Annotated in this window: 16 protein-coding genes; 4 read left to right on the forward strand and 12 right to left on the reverse strand. The window is 73.4% G+C overall.

Features of this window, described 5'->3' with window-relative positions:
- Nucleotides 1-29: 29 nt before the first annotated feature.
- The 12 genes from GTY67_RS27570 to GTY67_RS27625 form a co-directional block, all read right to left on the reverse strand.
- Nucleotides 30-860, reverse strand: coding sequence for an ABC transporter permease (locus tag GTY67_RS27570; protein ID WP_161280641.1), 831 nt, complete (start codon nucleotides 858-860; stop codon nucleotides 30-32).
- Nucleotides 857-1,846 carry an ATP-binding cassette domain-containing protein gene (locus tag GTY67_RS27575; protein ID WP_161280642.1) on the reverse strand — a complete coding sequence of 330 codons (990 nt, stop codon included), beginning with the start codon at nucleotides 1,844-1,846 and terminating at the stop codon, nucleotides 857-859. The genes GTY67_RS27570 and GTY67_RS27575 overlap by 4 nt, the downstream gene beginning before the upstream one ends.
- 89 nt (nucleotides 1,847-1,935) lie before the next feature.
- Nucleotides 1,936-2,919: a dTDP-glucose 4,6-dehydratase gene (gene rfbB, locus GTY67_RS27580; protein WP_161280643.1), complete on the reverse strand. Its 984-nt coding sequence runs from the start codon at nucleotides 2,917-2,919 to the stop codon at nucleotides 1,936-1,938.
- A 73-nt stretch (nucleotides 2,920-2,992) separates the two neighbouring features.
- A complete protein-coding gene (locus tag GTY67_RS27585; protein ID WP_161280644.1) occupies nucleotides 2,993-4,273 on the reverse strand; it encodes an activator-dependent family glycosyltransferase in 1,281 nt (426 codons plus the stop codon).
- An 88-nt stretch (nucleotides 4,274-4,361) separates the two neighbouring features.
- Nucleotides 4,362-5,609 carry a P450-derived glycosyltransferase activator gene (locus tag GTY67_RS27590; protein WP_161280645.1) on the reverse strand — a complete coding sequence of 416 codons (1,248 nt, stop codon included), beginning with the start codon at nucleotides 5,607-5,609 and terminating at the stop codon, nucleotides 4,362-4,364.
- A 179-nt stretch (nucleotides 5,610-5,788) separates the two neighbouring features.
- A complete protein-coding gene (locus GTY67_RS27595; protein WP_161280646.1) occupies nucleotides 5,789-6,847 on the reverse strand; it encodes an acyltransferase domain-containing protein in 1,059 nt (352 codons plus the stop codon).
- Complete coding sequence (locus GTY67_RS27600) at nucleotides 6,844-7,878, reverse strand: ketoacyl-ACP synthase III family protein (RefSeq protein WP_161280647.1); 1,035 nt, start codon at nucleotides 7,876-7,878, stop codon at nucleotides 6,844-6,846. The genes GTY67_RS27595 and GTY67_RS27600 overlap by 4 nt, the downstream gene beginning before the upstream one ends.
- Nucleotides 7,875-9,098: a ketosynthase chain-length factor gene (locus GTY67_RS27605; protein WP_161280648.1), complete on the reverse strand. Its 1,224-nt coding sequence runs from the start codon at nucleotides 9,096-9,098 to the stop codon at nucleotides 7,875-7,877. The genes GTY67_RS27600 and GTY67_RS27605 overlap by 4 nt, the downstream gene beginning before the upstream one ends.
- Nucleotides 9,095-10,363 (reverse strand): beta-ketoacyl-[acyl-carrier-protein] synthase family protein, encoded by a 1,269-nt coding sequence (locus tag GTY67_RS27610; protein ID WP_161280649.1) that lies wholly within the window; start codon nucleotides 10,361-10,363, stop codon nucleotides 9,095-9,097. The genes GTY67_RS27605 and GTY67_RS27610 overlap by 4 nt, the downstream gene beginning before the upstream one ends.
- Nucleotides 10,360-10,695, reverse strand: a complete 336-nt coding sequence (locus tag GTY67_RS27615; RefSeq protein ID WP_161280650.1) for an antibiotic biosynthesis monooxygenase family protein — start codon at nucleotides 10,693-10,695, stop codon at nucleotides 10,360-10,362. The genes GTY67_RS27610 and GTY67_RS27615 overlap by 4 nt, the downstream gene beginning before the upstream one ends.
- A 128-nt stretch (nucleotides 10,696-10,823) precedes the next feature.
- Complete coding sequence (locus GTY67_RS27620) at nucleotides 10,824-11,768, reverse strand: hypothetical protein (RefSeq protein WP_202462366.1); 945 nt, start codon at nucleotides 11,766-11,768, stop codon at nucleotides 10,824-10,826.
- Between the two features lie 102 nt (nucleotides 11,769-11,870).
- A complete protein-coding gene (locus GTY67_RS27625; protein WP_161280652.1) occupies nucleotides 11,871-12,434 on the reverse strand; it encodes a PadR family transcriptional regulator in 564 nt (187 codons plus the stop codon).
- A 254-nt stretch (nucleotides 12,435-12,688) separates the two neighbouring features.
- On the opposite strand from GTY67_RS27625, the gene GTY67_RS27630 reads away from it, so the two are divergent.
- From GTY67_RS27630 to GTY67_RS27645, 4 genes are all read left to right on the forward strand, one after another.
- A complete protein-coding gene (locus tag GTY67_RS27630; RefSeq protein WP_161280653.1) occupies nucleotides 12,689-13,981 on the forward strand; it encodes an activator-dependent family glycosyltransferase in 1,293 nt (430 codons plus the stop codon).
- 77 nt (nucleotides 13,982-14,058) lie between these two features.
- The gene (rfbC, locus tag GTY67_RS27635) at nucleotides 14,059-14,682 is read left to right on the forward strand and encodes a dTDP-4-dehydrorhamnose 3,5-epimerase (protein ID WP_161280654.1); all 624 of its coding nucleotides are present in this window, start codon (nucleotides 14,059-14,061) and stop codon (nucleotides 14,680-14,682) included.
- An 8-nt stretch (nucleotides 14,683-14,690) separates the two neighbouring features.
- On the forward strand, nucleotides 14,691-15,653 hold the full coding sequence (locus tag GTY67_RS27640; RefSeq protein WP_343238772.1) for an NAD(P)-dependent oxidoreductase: 963 nt from the start codon (nucleotides 14,691-14,693) through the stop codon (nucleotides 15,651-15,653).
- Between the two features lie 52 nt (nucleotides 15,654-15,705).
- Nucleotides 15,706-17,163 (forward strand): NDP-hexose 2,3-dehydratase family protein, encoded by a 1,458-nt coding sequence (locus tag GTY67_RS27645; protein ID WP_161280655.1) that lies wholly within the window; start codon nucleotides 15,706-15,708, stop codon nucleotides 17,161-17,163.
- Nucleotides 17,164-17,183: the final 20 nt, after the last annotated feature.

The raw sequence follows: 17,183 nt of genomic DNA on the forward strand, positions 1-17,183 counted from the left end.
GTGGCCGGCCCGCGCCCGTTCAGGGTCCGCTACCGGCTCAGGGCGCGGTACTTGCGGACGGCGAGGGGGAAGAACACCAGGAAGATCAGGAGCGGCCAGACGAACGACATGAGCATGGCGTTCTCGGCGATCCATGAGGTGCCCCCGACGCCCGGGTTGCCGAAGAGTTCCCGGGTGGCGTGGGCGGTGGAGGAGAGTGGGTTCCACTCGGCGATCGTGCCGAGCCAGCCCGGCATCATCTCCGGCGAGGCGAAGGTGTTTGCGACGATGCCGAGCGGGAACAGCAGCGTGTAAACGGCGGAGGCCGCCTCCGGGGAGCTGATCACGAGGCCGAGGTAGATGCCGACCCAGAGCAGCGCGAACCGGAGCAGAAGCAGCAGGGCGAAGCCGCCGAGCGCCGGGGCGAAGCCGTCGTGCCAGCTCCAGCCGACGATGGCGCCGCACCCCATGAGGATGACGAGGACCACGCTGCTGTACAGCATGTTCACGATGGCCTGGCCGAGGACGACCGATCCGGCGGACATGGGCATGGAGCGGAAGCGGTCCGTGACGCCCTTGGACGCATCGGCGGTGACGCCGGCCATGGTCTCGCCGATGCCGAAGGCCATCGACATGACGAACATGCCGGGCATCAGGTACTCCATGTAGTCCCCGCCGCCCTCGACCTGCATCCCGCTGCCGAAGATGCCGCCGAAGAGCAGCACCATCAGGATCGGGAAGGCGAGTCCGGCGAGGATCTGGGTGGGGTTGCGGGCCCAGTGGGAGAGCCCGCGGAGAGTGAGGGTCCAGGAGTCGGCGAGGATCCAGCCCAGCTTGGCGAGCGGGTTGGTCGGCACCTCGGGGGCGCTGATCGCGGTCACGAGGGGATGACCTCCTTGTTGCGCTGCTCGGCATAGGAGGCCGCCCCGTTGCCGGTCAGGCTGAGGAAGACCTCGTCGAGGGTCGGGCGGCGCAGGGCGATGTCCTCCGCCTCGATGCTGTTCTCGTCGAGGGCACGGGCGACCGCGGTGAGGGCGGCGACCCGGTCCTTGACGACGGCGCCGACGCGGCGGTTGTCCGCGTCCGTGGCGGGGTCGGTGCCGAGGAGCGAGCCGATGATCCGGCCGGCGGCGTCGAGGTCGTGCGGCCTGCGGACCACGACCTCGATCCGGTCGCCGCCGAGCATGTTCTTCAGCTGGTCGGGGGTGCCGGTCTGGACGACCCTGCCGCCGTCGATCAGGGAGATCATGTCGGCGAGCTGGTCGGCCTCTTCGAGGTACTGCGTGGTGAGCAGGACGGTGCGCCCGTCGGCGGCGAGGCCGCGGACGGACTCCCAGACGTCGTTGCGTCCCCGGGGGTCGAGGCCGGTGGTCGGCTCGTCGAGGAACAGGACGCCGGGGGCGAGGATGAGGCTGGCGGCGAGGTCGAGGCGGCGCCGCATGCCGCCGGAGTACTGCTTGGCCGGCTTGTTCCCGGCTTCGGTGAGGCCGAAGCGCTCCAGCAGCTCGTCCGCGCGGAGCTGCGCGTTGCGCTTGCCGATGTGGTAGAGGCGGCCGAACATCACCAGGTTCTGGCGGCCGCTCAGGTCCTCGTCGACGGCGGCGTGCTGGCCTAGGAGGCCGATCCGCTGCCGGACCTGGGCGGCCTGGGTGGCGACGTCGTAGCCGGCGACACGGGCCGTCCCGCCGTCGGCCTTCAGCAGGGTGGACAGCACGCGGACCGCAGTGGTCTTGCCGGCGCCGTTGGGGCCGAGCAGGCCGTAGACCACGCCCTTCGGTACCTCTAAGTCGAATCCGGAGAGGGCCTCCTTGTCGCGGTATTTCTTCTTCAGAGCCTCGGTCTGGATCGCCAGATCGGCGTCAGCCATGCCCACCCCTTCTTTCAGGCACTTGCCTTCGGGTGCTCAAATTTGGGTACCCGATGAGCATAGGGGAGGGTGCTCGGGATATTCAAGTTTTAGCAAGGATGGGGCGGAAGTGCTCCGCCGGCCTCCCAGTGATCGCGGTGCGAGGCGTACCAGGCCACCGTCGCGGCCAGTTCGGTCTCCAGCGACGTGCGGGGTGCGTACCCCAGCTCGCGCCGGATCTTGGCGTCGTCCACCGCGTACCGGAAGTCGTGGCCCTTGCGGTCCTCGACCCGCTCCACCAGGTCCCAGTCCCGGCCGCACAGCTCCAGCAGCCGGGCGGTCATCTCCCGGTTGCTCAGCGTGGTGCCGCCGCCCACGTTGTAGACCTCCCCGGCCCGGCCCCGTTCCAGCACCAGTCGCACCGCCCGGCAGTGGTCGTCGACGTGCAGCCACTCCCGGAGGTTCGAACCGTCCCCGTAGAGCGGCACCGGCAGCCCGTCGAGGAGCCGGGTGGTGAAGCGCGGTATCAGCTTCTCCGGATGCTGCCCGGGGCCGTAGTTGTTGGCGCACCGGGTGATCCGCACGTCGAGCCCGTGGGTGCGGGCGTACGCGCGGGCGAGGAGGTCCGCTGACGCCTTCGACGCCGCGTACGGCGAGTTGGGCAGCAGCGGTTCCTCCTCGGTCCACCGCCCCTCGGCGATCGACCCGTACACCTCGTCCGTGGAGACCTGGACGAAGACCCGGACACCGTGCCGCAGCGCCGCGTCCAGCAGCACCTGGGTGCCGAGCGCGTTGGTGCGGACGAACGCCTCGGCGCCCTCCACCGAGCGGTCCACGTGCGACTCCGCCGCGAAGTGCACCACGGCGTCGTGCCCCGGCACGACCTTGTCCAACAGCGCCGCGTCACAGATGTCGCCGCGGATGAAGTCCAGCCGAGGATGCCCGAGGGGCAGGTTGTTCAGGGTGCCCGCGTACGTCAGCACGTCCAGCGCGGTCACCCGGTCGTCCTCGTGCCCCGGACGGCCGTCGTCCAGCAGCATGCGCGCGAAGTGCGAGCCGATGAAGCCGGCCGCGCCGGTCACCAGGATGTTCACGCCCGTTCCTTCCTGTCGTACGGGGGGCGGGAGGAAGATCGCGCCCGCCACACCCGCACCGCCGTGTGGTCCGTCAGCGCCCGGCGGTCGCCGGACGGTGCCGCGCTGTCAACTGCTCGATGGCCGGTACCACTTCGTTCGGGGCCGGCGCCATCAGCATCGACCGGCGCAGCCGCCGCGCCCCCTCCCGATAGGACGGGTCGTCCAGCACCCGGACGAGCTTGTCGCGGAGCACGTCCACGGTCAGCCCCTCCGAGTGCAGGTGCAGCCCGGCGCCCAGGTCCTCCAGGCGCTGCGCCCGGTAGATGGCGTCCCACATCCAGCCGAGCGCCACCTGCGGCACCCCGTAGGCCGCTGCCGTCGCCCAGGTGCCCGCGCCGCCGTGGTGGACGATCGCCGAACAGGTCGGCAGCAGCGCCAGCATGGCGACGTGGTCCACCACTCTGATGTTGTCCGGGATCTTGGAGACCCCGGCCAGCTCGGTCTCGCTCAGGGTGGCGACGACCTCCACGTCCAGGTCGCCGACCGAGGCCAGCACCTCGTCGAGGTCGATCGCGTTCGGGAACTCCGTGTCCCGGATCGTCAGCCCCAGAGTCAGGCAGACCCGCCGCCGCCCCGGCGGTTCGCGCAGCCACTCCGGGACGACGGCCGGACCGGGACCGTTGTACGGGACGTACCGCATAGGCAGCCGGGGCAGGCCCAGCTCCATCCGCACCCCCGCGGGCATCTGGTCGACCGACCACTGCCCGGTGACGACCTCGGGGCCGAAGGCGGCCCCGTGCCGGTCGAGGGTGTACGCGAGCCACTCCTCCATCGGGTCGTCGCGCAGCTCCGGCGGCAGCTCCGCCTGACGCCGACGCAGCTCCAGATGGGTGCGGGCGAACAGGTCGGGGAAGGCCAGCAGCCGGGCGTGTGCCGCCCCCGTCGCCTTCGCGGCGACCGCGCCGGCGAAGGTGAACGGCTCCCAGAGGACGAGGTCGGGCCGCCAGAAGCGGGCGAACTCCACGAGCCCGTCGATCATCGACTCGTTGTTGATCTGCGGGTAGAAGGTCGACGTCAGGATCGCGTTGGAGGCCCGCAGATAGTCGGTGCTCAGCCGCTCGGGCCGGTTTTCCAGGTAGTCGCGGTTCAGGTGGTGCAGGAGCATCCCGTGCCCGACGGTGCGGATGACGTCGTCCATGCTGTGGTCCTCGCCCACCGGCACGGCGGTCAGACCGGCCCGGGTGATGGAACCGATCGCACCGGGTTGGCTGGCGACCCGCACCTCGTGTCCGGCGGTGCGCAGCGCCCAGGCCAGCGGGACGATGCCGTTGAGATGGGCGTCCTGGGCAAACGCGGTCAGCAGTACGCGCACCAGACGCCTCCTTCCGTGGTGGCCGGCGGATGGACCGTGTGGCTCATGCGGCTGAAGCCACGCATGCGGCTCATGCGGCTCCCGTCCCTCATGCGACGGGGAAGCGCAGCACGCCGCGCAGGACGGCGGAGCGGGCCCGGCGCAGCACCTCGGCGCCGATCCGCAGGTCGGGCCGCTGCTCGGCCAGGACGCGGACGGCCGCCTCGGTCTGGACCCGCACCAGGTCAGCCGTGACGGCGTCGGCCGGGCCACCGGTCCGGGTCAGCGAGAGCTCCCCGGGGCGCTCCGGGTCGAAGGCGCCGGGATCGGGGAAGACCTCCGGGTCGCGGTTGGCCGCGTCGACAAGCACGACGACCCGCCGCCCCTCCTCGACGGTCTGCCCGTCGAGCTCGACGGTCTCACGGGCGATCCGGCTCTCGAAGCGGAGCGGCGGGGCGAGCCGCAGCGCCTCTCGGACGGCCCCGGCCGCCCGGGACGGGTCGCGGGTCAGGCGCTCCCACTCCCCGGGGTGCGCGAGGAGGGTCTCCACCGCGTTGCACACGGCGATCGCGGTGGCCTCGACGCCGACGACGACGGCGAGCACACCGATCGCGACGGTGTCCTCCGGGTCCGCCCCGGACAGCCCGGCGAGGCCGGTGGCGCGGCCAGAGGCGACCAGCGAGGCCAGCTCCTCGGAGAGCGCGGTCTCGGCTTCCAGGAAGGCGCGGGCCACGGGAAGCTGCTGCGGGCAGTGCCCGGCGTCGAAGGCGCTGGCCAGTCCGGCGTGCAGTTCGGCGAGCCGCTCCCGGCCGCCCGTCGGCAGCCCGAGGAGCTCGGCGACCACGGAGAGCGCGGCGGGGACGGCCAGGTCGCGGTAGAGGTCGAAGCGGGCACTTGCCTCCGCGAGCGCCTCCCGGTAGGACCGCTCCACGTCGGCGGTCCGGCCGACCAGCGCCTCGGTGCCGAGGAGCGGGGCGGCGGTCCGGGCGAGGCGCTCGTACACGGCGGGTTCGAGGTTGAGGCGGGTGTCGTCGACAGGGACGACGTGGCAGAGCAGCGGGTTGTCCCAGACGTCCACGCCCGGGTGGTGCTGCGGACCCTCCTCCGGGTGGCGGGCGGAGAAACGGGGGTCGCCGAGGATCCGCGCGCCGAGCGCGTGGCTCGCGGTGACCCACGCGCCGGCCGCGCTCTCGTGCAGGCCCTGCTCGCGGGCGCGCTCGCCGTGGCTGAGCGGGTCGCCGTCGCCGGCGCGGAGGATGAGGGCGAAGGGGTCGCCCTGGGCGCCGAAGATGAACTGGACGCCTCGGATGGTCAGCAGGTGGCGGCCCAGCTCGCTGTTGGTCTGCTCGGTCAGCATGACACCGTCCTGGGAAGGGACCCTCGGGTCCGGGGGTGGGCAGGTCTGGTATGGGGCACGGGCCCGGAACGTCCCGCGGACCGCGGGACGTTGCGGTGCGGTGCACGGGGTGCGCGGAGGGGGGCGGGAAGGTCGCTTCCGACGCTAGCCACGCCACCTCCAGGGACACTCGACTCGGGCTACACGCCGACGGGCCCCGCCGTCCGTCCGGGCAGGAGGCATCCCGGCCGGAGCCGTTCGGCCGCGGCGCGCACAGCGGCGAGGTCGGCCTCGGGCGGGCCGGGCGCGGACGGCAGCAGCGGGACGGTGACGGACCGGCCGGAGCGGACGGCCGGGTGACGGCGGGCCAGCTGGGAGAGGCCCTGGCCGGGGCCCGCCTCGACGAGGACGAGGTTCCGGCCGTCGAGGAGGGTGTCGAGGGCGGGCCAGAAGTGGACCGGGTCGACGGGCTGTCGGGACCAGAAGCCGGGCTCCTTCGCCTCGGCGGCGGTCAGCGGGCGGGCGGTGTAGCCGGACACGACGGGGATGGCCGGATCGCCGACCGGCAGGGCGGCGATCCGGTCCTCGGCGCCCTCCATGGCCGGGGCGAGCGCCGGACTGTGGAAGGCCGTGGAGGCGGCCACCGGCCGCACCACGAATCCCGCGGCCCGCAGCTCCTCGGTGGTCGCACGCAGCGGACCGGCGAGTCCGGAGAGGACGGTCTGCCGGACGGCGTTGACGGCCCCGACCACGACCCCGCCGCCCAGGTGCGGGGCCAGCTCCTCCGGTGAGGCGGCGACCGCGACCATGCCGCCGGGCGGCGCGTCCGCGAGCCGGGTGACCCGGTCGTGGACGAGGGCGGCGGCGTCCCGCAGCGTGAAGATCCCGGTGAGGGCGGCGGCGGCCACCTCGCCGATGCTGTGGCCGAGCAGGGCGACGGGGCGGACGCCCAAGTCCAGGACGAGTCTGCCGAGGGCGTAGTCGACGGCGAAGAGCAGCGGCTGGGAGCGGGTGATGTGGTCGACGACCGCGCTGTCCCGGCTATTCAGCCAGTCCTCGCGCAGCCCGGTCGCCCGGCCGCCGAGCGGGCCGGGGGCGGCGAGCGCGGCGAGCGCCTCGTCCATGGCGTCGGTGAAGGCGGGCTCGACGCCGTGGAGCCCGGCGGCCATGCGGACGTGCTGGGAGCCCTGGCCGGGCAGCAGCAGGGCGACGGGGCGGGCGTCCGGCGGTCCGGCGGTCTGCGCCGCGCGGTCGGTCATCGGTCCCTCCAGGTGGGCCGGGTGAGGATCTCGACGACGGCGCAGGACCAGCTGAAGCCGGCGCCGACGCCGAAGAGGAGGCAGGTGTCGCCGGGCCGGAGGGTGCCTCCGGAGGCGAGGTGGTCGAGGCCGGCGAAGGGGTCGCCGGCGCCGAGGTGGCCGACGGTGCGACTCCAGGACCAGGTGGTGCGTCCGGGGTCGATGCCGAACTTGGCGAGGTAGGCGACGTGGAGCCGGCGGTGGCCGAGATGGGGCAGTGCGAAGCGGTCGATGTCGGCGAGCCCGAGTCCGGCCTCGGCGAGCGCCTGCTTGACCACCGTCTCCTGGGCGGCGGAGACCCGGGCGACGGCCGGGGAGGTGCCGTACCGGGCGAGGAAGTCCCGCTTGTGCGCCTCCAGGTCGACGACCGGCCGGTGGCCGAGCGGGGCGGCCGCGAAGGGGTCGTCGCCGCGGTGCATGCCCTCCAAATCGGGCGCGGAGACGGTGGCGACGGAGCGGACGCGGGCGAAGCCGGAGTGCCGGGAGACGACGAGGGCGGTACCGCCGTCGGCGTAGACCGTGCCGGGGTCGCTGCGCCAGCGGTCGAAGCCGGGCGGGCAGAATCGGTCGCCGGTGGTGAGGAGGGCGCCGGACCGTCCCGGGTCGGCGGCGAGGTAGGCCCAGGCCAGGTCGAGGGCGGCCATGCCGCCGTTGGACACCTGGCCGATCTCCATCGCCGGGCAGTGGTTCCCGACGGAGTGGTGCTGGACGTACGAGGCGGGCGCCCAGATGTCGAACCCCTGGTGGTAGAAGCCGGCATGCAGCACCAGGTCGATGTCGCCGGGACCGGCGTCGGCCCGGGCGAGCGCGGTACGGGCGGCCCGGGCCGCCATCTCGGGCCCTGCGTCGCCGGTGGAGACCGTGACCGACTCCATCCGGGTGGCGCGGGCGATGGCCGGGTCGCAGCGCCCGTCGGCGACGGCGTCGGCGATCCGTTCGGCCGGCGGCAGCCAGATCCCGGTTCCCTGGACGTACAGCTTTCCGCTGTTCACGCGGCGGCTCCGGCGGCGACGGCGCGGTCCGCGGAGCGGACGACCAAGGCGCTGTTGAAGCCGTGGTGGCCGCGGGCGAGGACCAGGGCGGCGGTGCCGGTGACGGGGCGCGGCCGGTCCGTGACCAGGTCGAGGCCGTACGCCTCGGGCACCCGGTCGACGCCGACGGTGGGCGGGGCGACTCCGTCGCGCAGGGCGAGCAGGGCGGTGACCACGTCGAGCGGTCCGGCGCCGGAGTAGAGACGGCCGGTGCCCGTCTTGGGCACGGTGACGGGCACGCCGCGGGGTCCGAAGACCTCGGTGAGCACGGTGGCCTCGGCGGCGTCGGCTCCGGGCAGGCCCGCGCCGTCGGCGAGGACGAGGGCGATCTCCCCGGGATCCGTACGGGCGTCGGCGAGGGCCTGCTCGACGGCCCGCCGCAGCGTCGGCGGGCGGCCGGATCCGGGGCGCGGGTCGAAGGTGGAGCCGAAGCCGGCGATCTCGCCGTAGGGGCGGCGAGATCGTTCGCGCGCGTGTCCGGCGTTCTCCAGGACGAGCATGGCGCCCCCCTCGCCGGGAAGGTGACCGCTGGCACGCCTGTCGAAGGGGCGGTACGCGGCGGTGCTGAGCCGTCCGCCGGCGAGCTGGGCGGCCATGCCGTACGGGCAGAGCGAGCAGTCCGTTCCTCCGGCGAGCATCAGCCGGGTGCCGGAGCGGATCTGGCGGCGCGCGTGGGCGATCACGTCGAGGCCGCCGGCCTGTTCGGCGACGTGGACGCCGGTGGGGCCGCTGAGGCCGTGCCGGATGGAGATCTGGCCGGTGTTGACGGCGTAGAACCAGGCGAAGGACATGTAGGCGCTGACCTTCTTGGGGGACTCCCCCCACAGGTGTTGGAGTTCGCGCTGTCCGAAGCCGAAGCCGCCGGAGGAACTGGCGGTGACGACGCCGCGTTCCAACGGGGGAATGGCGTCCAGGTCGACGGCCGCGTCGGCGACGGCCCAGTCGGCGGCGGCGAGGGCGAACTGGGTCATCCGGTCGGTCTGCGGGACGAGCCGGCTGGGCAGGTGGTCGGCCGGGTCGAAGCCGGTGACCTCGCCGGCGTGCCGGGTGGGGTAGCGGTCGGGGTCGAAGGCGCGGATGCGGCGGATGCCGGACTCGCCGCGTAGGGTGGCCGCCCAGTAGCGGTCGAGTCCGAGGCCGGTGGGGGCGACGACCCCCATGCCGGTGACGACGACGCTCATGCGGTCCCCCCCTCGGGGAGGCGCAGGACCATGGCGCTCTGGAATCCTCCGAAGCCGCTGCCGACCGTGAGGGCGGTGTCCATGCGGGTCTCCCGGGCGTGCAACGGCACGTAGTCCAGGTCGAGTTCCGGGTCTGGGTCGTGGAGGTTGGCGGTGGGCGGGATGACGCTGTGGGCGAGGGCGAGGGCGGTGGCGGCGACCTCGATGGAGCCGATTGCGCCCAGGGAATGGCCGATCATCGACTTGATGGAGCTGACCGGGACGCGGGCGGCGTGGGTGCCCAGGGCGTGCTTGAGAGCGGCGGTCTCGTGCACGTCGTTCTGCCGGGTGGCGGTGCCGTGGGCGTTGACGTAGCCGAGGGCGTCGGCGGGGAGCCGGGCCTCGGCGAGGGCGTCGGTGACGGCGGCGGCCAGTTCCCGTCCGTCGGGGCGGAGTCCGGTCATGTGGTAGGCGTTGCCGTGGGAGGCGTATCCGGCGATCTCGGCGTAGACGCGGGCGCCCCTGCGGCGGGCGGCGGTCAGTTCCTCCAGGACGAGGACGGCGGCACCCTCGCCGAGGACGAAGCCGTTGCGGGTCCGGTCGAAGGGGCGGAGCGCGGTCGCCGGGTCGTCGTTGCGGGGCGAGGTGGCGCGGATGGCGTCGAAGCAGGCGACGGTGATCGGGGAGATCGGGGCGTCGGTCGCTCCGGCGATCATCACGTCGACCGCTCCCTCGCGGATGAGCGCGGCGGCGTGGCCGATCGAGTCGAGACCGGAGGTGCAGCCGGCCGAGACGACGGTGCAAGGACCCTCGGCACCGGCGGCCCAGGCGAGTTCGGCCGCCATGGAGCTGGGCACGAACTGGTCGTAGAGGCGGCTGCCGGCGGCGGTGTGGTCGACCAGCCACTCCTGGCCGCCGCCGCTGAGGGCGAGGTACTCCTGCTCCAGTTTCCGGGTGCACCCGACGGCACTGCCGAGGCTGACGCCGGTGCGGTGGGCCTGGTCGGGGCCGGTGGCGAGACCGCTGTCGGCGACCGCCTCCCGCAGCGCGGCGAGGGCGAACAGGGCGGCGCGGTCGAGCTGCTCGACGGGCTCGCCGACGAGGCCGTGCTCGAGCGGGTCGAAGTCGCACTCGGCCGCGATCCGGGACCGGAAGGGGGCCGGGTCGAAGAGGCTGATGGTCCGGGTGGCCGTGCGGCCGGCGGTGACGGTGTCCCAGAACTGCTTGGTCCCGTTGCCGCCGGGGGCGATCACGCCGATGCCGGTGATGGCGACGCGCCGCGTCATCGGGTCTCCGCGGTGACGCTGCGGCGCTCGACGTAGAGGTTCGAGCTGCTGGTGCTGATCCCCCGCAGGGCCTGGGCGTGCGGGACGAACCCGGCGTCGGTGACGGCGGCACGGAAGGCGGCCGGGTCGGCCCAGCGGGCGATGTTGACGTACCGGTCGGGCTCGTCCACGTGGCGGACGAGGGTGTAGCCGAGGAAGCCGGGCCGGTTCTCCAGGAACCTGGCGGTACGGGCGAAGACCTCCTCGAACTCCTCGGGGGTGGTGTGGAGGGTGAAGCTGTTGACGAACGTGGCCGGACCGCTCGTGGTGGGGCCGGGCTGCTCAGCTGACATGGCCAGCGCTCTCCTCATCGTCCGGGAGTCCGGCGGCGACTGTGCCGGAGACGGAGCTGCCACCCTCGGCGACGTGGCTCGCGGGGCCCTAGCGGAGGCCTAGAAGACGGCTGGATGACGCCCTTGCGTCAGCGGCCGGCACGGCCCGCGGGGAGGGCGGTGCCGAGGTCTCGGCGCCATGCCTGGTGCAGCCCGGCGGCGGCGGCCATGCCGTTCCAGCCCACCAGGTCGTCGGAGCGGTAGTGGACGATGTCGGCGCCGAGGCGGCGGGGCAGGGCGCGGCCGGCGACGACCTCGCCGAGGGCGAGGCAGCCGGGCCCGCCGGTGGCCGCGGGGGCGGCCGTCCGGTTGGCGGGGGCGAGGCGGACGCTGCGGACGGCTGGGCGGGTGGTCCGGGGCGGGCGGGCCGTGCGGGTGGTCCGGGTCTGGTCGATGAGGAGGGCGCCGGCGGTGAGCCAATCGGCGCGGACCGGCGGGTGTCCGCCGGTGGCCACGACGACATCGGACTGCCGGGCCCCGGCGTGGGGGTCGTCGGTGGCGACGACGGTGAGGCCGGTGTGCCGGGCGGCGGCGAGGGCGAAGTCCCTGGCGCAGGCCCGGTCGCGGCCGACGACGCGGACGACGGCGAGCGAGGGGAGGGCGCGGCGCAGGACGAGGAGACAGGCCCACGCCTGCTCGCCGACGCCGAAGAGGCCGAGGGCGCGCGGGCCGGGCGGCGCGAGGTAGCGGGCGGCGAGGCCGGAGGGGACGGCGGCGCGCCAGTCGTCGAGGGCCCCGGCGTCGGCGAGTCCGAGGAGCGAGCAGTCGTCGCCGAGGACGAGTTCGACTCGGCCGTCGGCGGGGGCCGCCGGCGCGGGCGACGAGGGATCGATCCGGACGGTGGAGCAACGGCCGAGGGGTCCGGGGGAGTCCGGTCGGACGGTGAGCCGTAACCGACTGGAGGGGACGTCGACGAGGGTCTCGGCGCCGGGCTCGTGGCGGGATCCCAGGAGCAGCCGCTGGACGTCGGCGAAGCGTTCCTCGAGGAAGCTCTCGTCGTCGAAGACGTCGTCCACGTCCTGCGGGCTCAGCATGATCGGCACGGTGATGTCCTCCTGGGTCCGGCACCATGGGTGCACAAACTTGAGTACCACCTGATGTCCGGTCACTCCACCGGCGGGGTCGCCCGCGGTGCATCAGGAGGCCGGATTCTCCCCGTACATCACGTACGCGCCCGCTTCCAGACGGTCGATCAGGCCTTGGGCCCACGCGGCCTGGCTCGCGGCGCTGTGCTCCCAGAGCCCGAGCAGCTCCCGCACATGGGCGCGGTCCGGCTGCTCGCTCGCCGTCTCGTCGACCCGTTCGGCCGCCCCGCCCTGCACGGCCGAGAGCGACGCGATCCGCTCCTTCAGCAGGCCGATCGCCTCCTCGCGGCGCAGCGACGGCAGCAGGACGATCGCCGCCCCCAGCATGCCCGGGCGGTTGTCGCCCTGCCGCAGGGCTTCACGGAGCAGACGGAGGAACTCCTCCTCGCCCGGCGGCGCCATCTCGTAGTCCACCCGGCCCGGCCAATCGGCGATGTCGGTGGAGGTCAGCAGCCCTTCCTTGGCCAGCTGACGCAGCGCGTGGTAGATCGAGCCGAACTTGATGTGGGCCCACTCGTCCGCACCCCAGGAGAGCAGCTCGGAACGGACCAGATAGCCGTGTGCCTTGCCGTGCATCTGTACGACCCCAAGTACCAGCAATCGTGTGGCTGACATGGTCTCCCTGCTGCATGTCCGACGTGATTCCGGCGCGGGACCGGAACCGGCACTCCGCTTGTGGCCGGAGCTCGCCGACCGGAATCCACGGTAGTACATGACCTGCTGTTCTCCGGGCGGCGGGAGGGGAGAAGCGCTGCGCGAGCCCCCGGTCGAGTGCCCCTGCAACGACTCTCGACCGCCGTACGAGGAAGCGGCCCGAGGGTGGTGCGGACGTTGGACACAGACAGCTCATCGCCGGAACAGGGGTAGGGATGCGGGTACTCTTCACCACCTTCGCCGCCAAGTCGCACATGCACGCGCAGGTGTCGCTGGCCTGGGCCCTGCGGGCCGCGGGACACGACATCCGGATCGCGAGCCATCCCGATCTCGCCGAGGAGATCACCAAGACCGGGCTGACCGCCGTCGGCGTCGGCGAGGAGCTCCACCTCGACGAGCAGATGCAGGAGACCCAGGAGAACATCGGGCAGGACGTCGACCAGCTGGAGAGCCAGGCGCAGGTCGGACTCGATATGAGCGAGACCCGCCCGGAACGCCTCACCTGGGACTACACGCTCGGCGTCTTCACCGCCATGACCTCCGTGGTCTTCCAGAACTGCTGCTCCGACCGGATGGTCGACGAGCTGGTCGAGCACTGCCGCTCCTGGAAGCCCGACCTCGTCCTCTGGGACACCATGACCTTCGCGGGCGCCATCGCCGCCATCGCCACCGGCACCGCCCACGGCCGGGTCCTCTTCGGCATGGACCTGGCCGGCAACATGCGCCAGACCTTCCTGGAACAGCTCGCCTCCCGCCCGCCGGAGCAGCGGGACGACCCGCTCCGCGAATGGCTCACCTGGAGCCTGGAGCGGCACGGTGCCTCCTTCGAGGAGGCCGCGGTCACCGGCGACTTCACCGTCTGCCCTATGCCCCAGTCGATGCGCCTTCTCGTCGACCTGGACTACGTGCCGATGCGGTACGTGCCGTACAACGGCCAGTCGACGGTGCCGCAGTGGCTCCAGGAACCGCCGAAGCGCGGCCGCCGGGTCTGCCTCACCCTCGGCGTCGCCCACCGCGAGGTCCTCGGCGCCGACCGGGCCTCCATCGGCGACCTGCTGGAGGCGGTTGCCGGGCTCGACGACGTCGAGGTCGTCGCCACCCTCAACGAGAACCAGCTCAAGGACCTCGACACCGTCCCCGACAACGTCCGGGCCGTCGACTTCGTGCCGCTCGACGCCCTCCTGCCGAGCTGCGACGCGGTCATCCACCACGGTGGCGCCGGCAGCTTCGGCACCGCGATGATCCACGGCGTCCCGCAGCTCATCGTCGTCGACGGCGTCTGGGACACCATCAACAAGGCCCGCCACCTCGACGCCCACGGCACCGGCCTCTACGTGCCGGGCAAGCTCAGCGCCAAAGGGCTGCGCGAGCTGCTTGTCCGGCTCCTGGAGGAGCCGGAGTTCAAGCGCAACGCCATGGCGCTCCGGCGCGAGGCGCTCGCCGCCCCGGCACCGGCCCAGGTCGTTCCCACGCTGGAGCGCCTCGCCGTCGAACACCGCCGCCGGTGACCGGCCCGGCCGCACACCCCGCGGCGACCCCGCAGCCCAGGACGTATCCGACAACCCCCCGGACGGTGAACCGAACGATGCAGGTCCGAAGTCTCGAGGTCGAGGGGGCGTACGAGTTCACCCCCCGCCAATTCGCCGATCAGCGCGGCCTCTTCGTCTCCCCCTTCCAGCAGGAGGCGTTCGCCGAGGCACTGGGGCGGCCCGGCTTCCCGGTCGCCCAGACGAACCACAGCGTCTCCCGCCGCGGCACCATCCGCGGCATCCACTTCACGGTGACCCCGCCCGGCACCGCCAAGTACGTGTACTGCGCGAGCGGCCGGGCCGTCGACATCGTGGTCGACCTGCGGGTCGGCTCGCCCACCTTCGGCCGCTGGGACGCGGTCGAGATGGACCAGCGCCACTTCCGCGCCTCGTATTTCCCGGTCGGCGTCGGCCACGCCTTCGTCGCGCTGGAGGACGGGACGGTGATGTCGTACATGCTCACCAGCGCCTACGTCGCCGAGCACGAGCTCGCCCTCGACATCTTCGACGAGGACCTGGGCATCACCCTCCCCTCCGGACTCGACGTCGTGCAGTCGGACCGCGACCGGGAGGCCCTCTCCTTCGCCCAGGCCCGCGACAAGGGCCTCCTCCCCGACTACGCCGCTTCCCGCGCGGTCGAGGACCTGCTCTGGTCCTCCGGCCCCGGCGGCCCGCGCTGAGCGCCCCGGTGGAAGCCGACCCGAGGGGCGGGCCCGTCGGCACGGTCGTGGTGCTCGGTGCCACCGGATCCGTCGGGCGCACCGTGTGCGCCGAACTCCTGCGGACCGGGCACCGGGTGCTCGCCGTCGCCCGCCGCGCCACCCCGCACGTGCGCGCCCACCCCTTCGTCCCCCTCGATGTCGCCACCGCCGCGCCCGGCAGGCTCGCCGCACTCCTCGACAAGCACGGGGCGACGGCCGTCGTCAACGCCACCGGCGGCTGGGGCACCACCGCCGAACAGATGCGCAGCGCCCACGTCGACCTGCCGGAACGGCTCGCCGCCGGCTGCGTGGCGACCGGACGGCTGCTGCGCGTCGTCCAGATCGGCTCGATCCACGAGTACGGACCCGTCGAGGACGGCGTCCTCATCGCGGAGGACCGCGCCCCCGGACTGCTGACCCCGTACGGCGTCACCAAGCGCGCCGGGTCCGAGCACCTGCTCGCCGAGTCGCACGCCGGCCGGATCGACGCGCTCGTCCTGCGGGCGGTCAACGTCTGCGGGCCGCACACCACCACCGCGAGCTTCCTCGGCGTCGTCGCGGAGCGGCTGCGCGCTCTCGCCCCCGGCGGGACGCTCACCCTCGACGTGGCCGAAGCCCGCCGCGACTTCGTCGACGTGCGGGACCTGGCCAGGGCGGCGGTCGCCGCGGTGGCCGCGCCCGGCCGGAGCCGGGTGGTCAACATCGGGCGCGGGGAGGCGGTGCCCATGACCGACCTCGTCGACGTCCTCGTCAAGGTGTCGGGCGTCGACCCCGACGCCGTGCGGCTGCGCCCGGCGGCCGTCGCCAGCAAGGGCGGCAGCTGGACCTGCGCCGACATCGGCCTGGCCGCCCGCCTGCTCGGCTGGCGACCGCAAATCCCCCTCGACGCGTCGTTGCGCGCGATGTGGGACGCGGCGAGGGACGCCGAGCCGCCGGGAGGGACCGGATGAACCGGACGCACGCACGCGCAGAGACCGGACGGACACGCCCGAGGAGGCTCCGATGAACGCCCCCCTTCCCGTCCCGCGTGCCGGTACGCGGGCGTCGCGGGCGGAGGCCGCGCGGCGGATCGACGCCTCCGCGCGGGTCCGCGGCGCCGGGCCGCTCGGCGACCTGGCGGACTTCCCCGACTGGTTCGCCGGCCACGCCCGCAGGGCGTACACCCGGATCGAGCGGGTCGGACTCGACCAGCTGGACGGCTGGGTCACCGACCCGGCCACCGGCGACCTCGGGCACCACACGGGCCGCTTCTTCACCGTGCACGGACTGGCGGTGGAGCACCCGGGCGCGGCGGTGCCCCGGTGGACACAGCCGATCATCCTCCAGCCCGAGATCGGCATCCTCGGCCTGCTGGTCAGCCGGATCGACGGGGTGCTGCACGCCCTCGTGCAGGCCAAGGTCGAACCCGGCAACGCCAACGGGCTCCAGGTCTCCCCGACCGTGCAGGCCACCCGCAGCAACTACACGCGGGTGCACCAGGGGCTGGCCGTGCCGTACGTGGAGCACTTCCTCGACGCGCACCGGCGGCCCGGCGTGCTCGCCGACGTGCGCCAGTCCGAACAGGGCTCGTGGTTCTACCGCAAGCGCAACCGCAACATGGTGGTCGAGCTGCCGGAGCCGGTCCCGGCCCGCGAGGGCTATCGCTGGCTGACGATCGGCCAGATCCACGAACTGCTGGGGCGTGAGGACACCATCAACATGGACAGCCGGACCGTGCTGTCCTGCCTGCCCTTCACCGGGCCCGACGCGGGAGCGGACGACGAGCCCGACCCCTTCCGGCGGGCCCTGCGGCGCTCCGGGGACCCGGCCGCGGGCAGCCTCCACCCCATGGAGGAGATCCTCGGCTGGATCACCGACCGGCGGGCCGGCGGCGATCTGACCGTCCGCCGGATCCCGCTGGACGACCTCACCGGCTGGACCCGCGACAAGGACCGGATACGCCACGACGGCGGCGCCTTCTTCGACGTCATCGGGGTGCGGGTGGAGGCCGGCGGGCGCGAGGTGCGGCAGTGGAACCAGCCGATGATCGAACCGGTGGGCCGGGGCGTGATCGCGTTCCTGGTGAAGCGGATCGACGGGGTGCTGCACGTCCTGGTCCACGCGCGCGTGGAGCCCGGGTTCACCGACGTGGTGGAGCTGGGACCGACCGTGCAGTGCGTGCCGGAGAGCTACACCGGCCTCCCGGAGGGCTCCCTGCCGCGCTTCCTCGACACCGTGCTGGGCGCCGACCCTGGGGCGGTGCGGTACGACACGGTCCTCTCGGAGGAGGGCGGCCGCTTCCATCGGGCGCTCAACCGGTACCTGGTCGTCGAGGCCCCGGACGGCCTGGACACCGCCTCGCCCGACCACCGCTGGGTCACCCTGCACCAGCTGTCGGACCTGCTGCGGCACAGCCACTACGTCAACGTGCAGGCCCGAAGCCTGATCGCCTGCCTGCACAGCCTCTACCACGCCGGCTGAGCCCGGCGGCCGCACGCGCG

It is taken from the genome of Streptomyces sp. SID8374, assembly GCF_009865135.1.
Classification (GTDB): domain Bacteria; phylum Actinomycetota; class Actinomycetes; order Streptomycetales; family Streptomycetaceae; genus Streptomyces.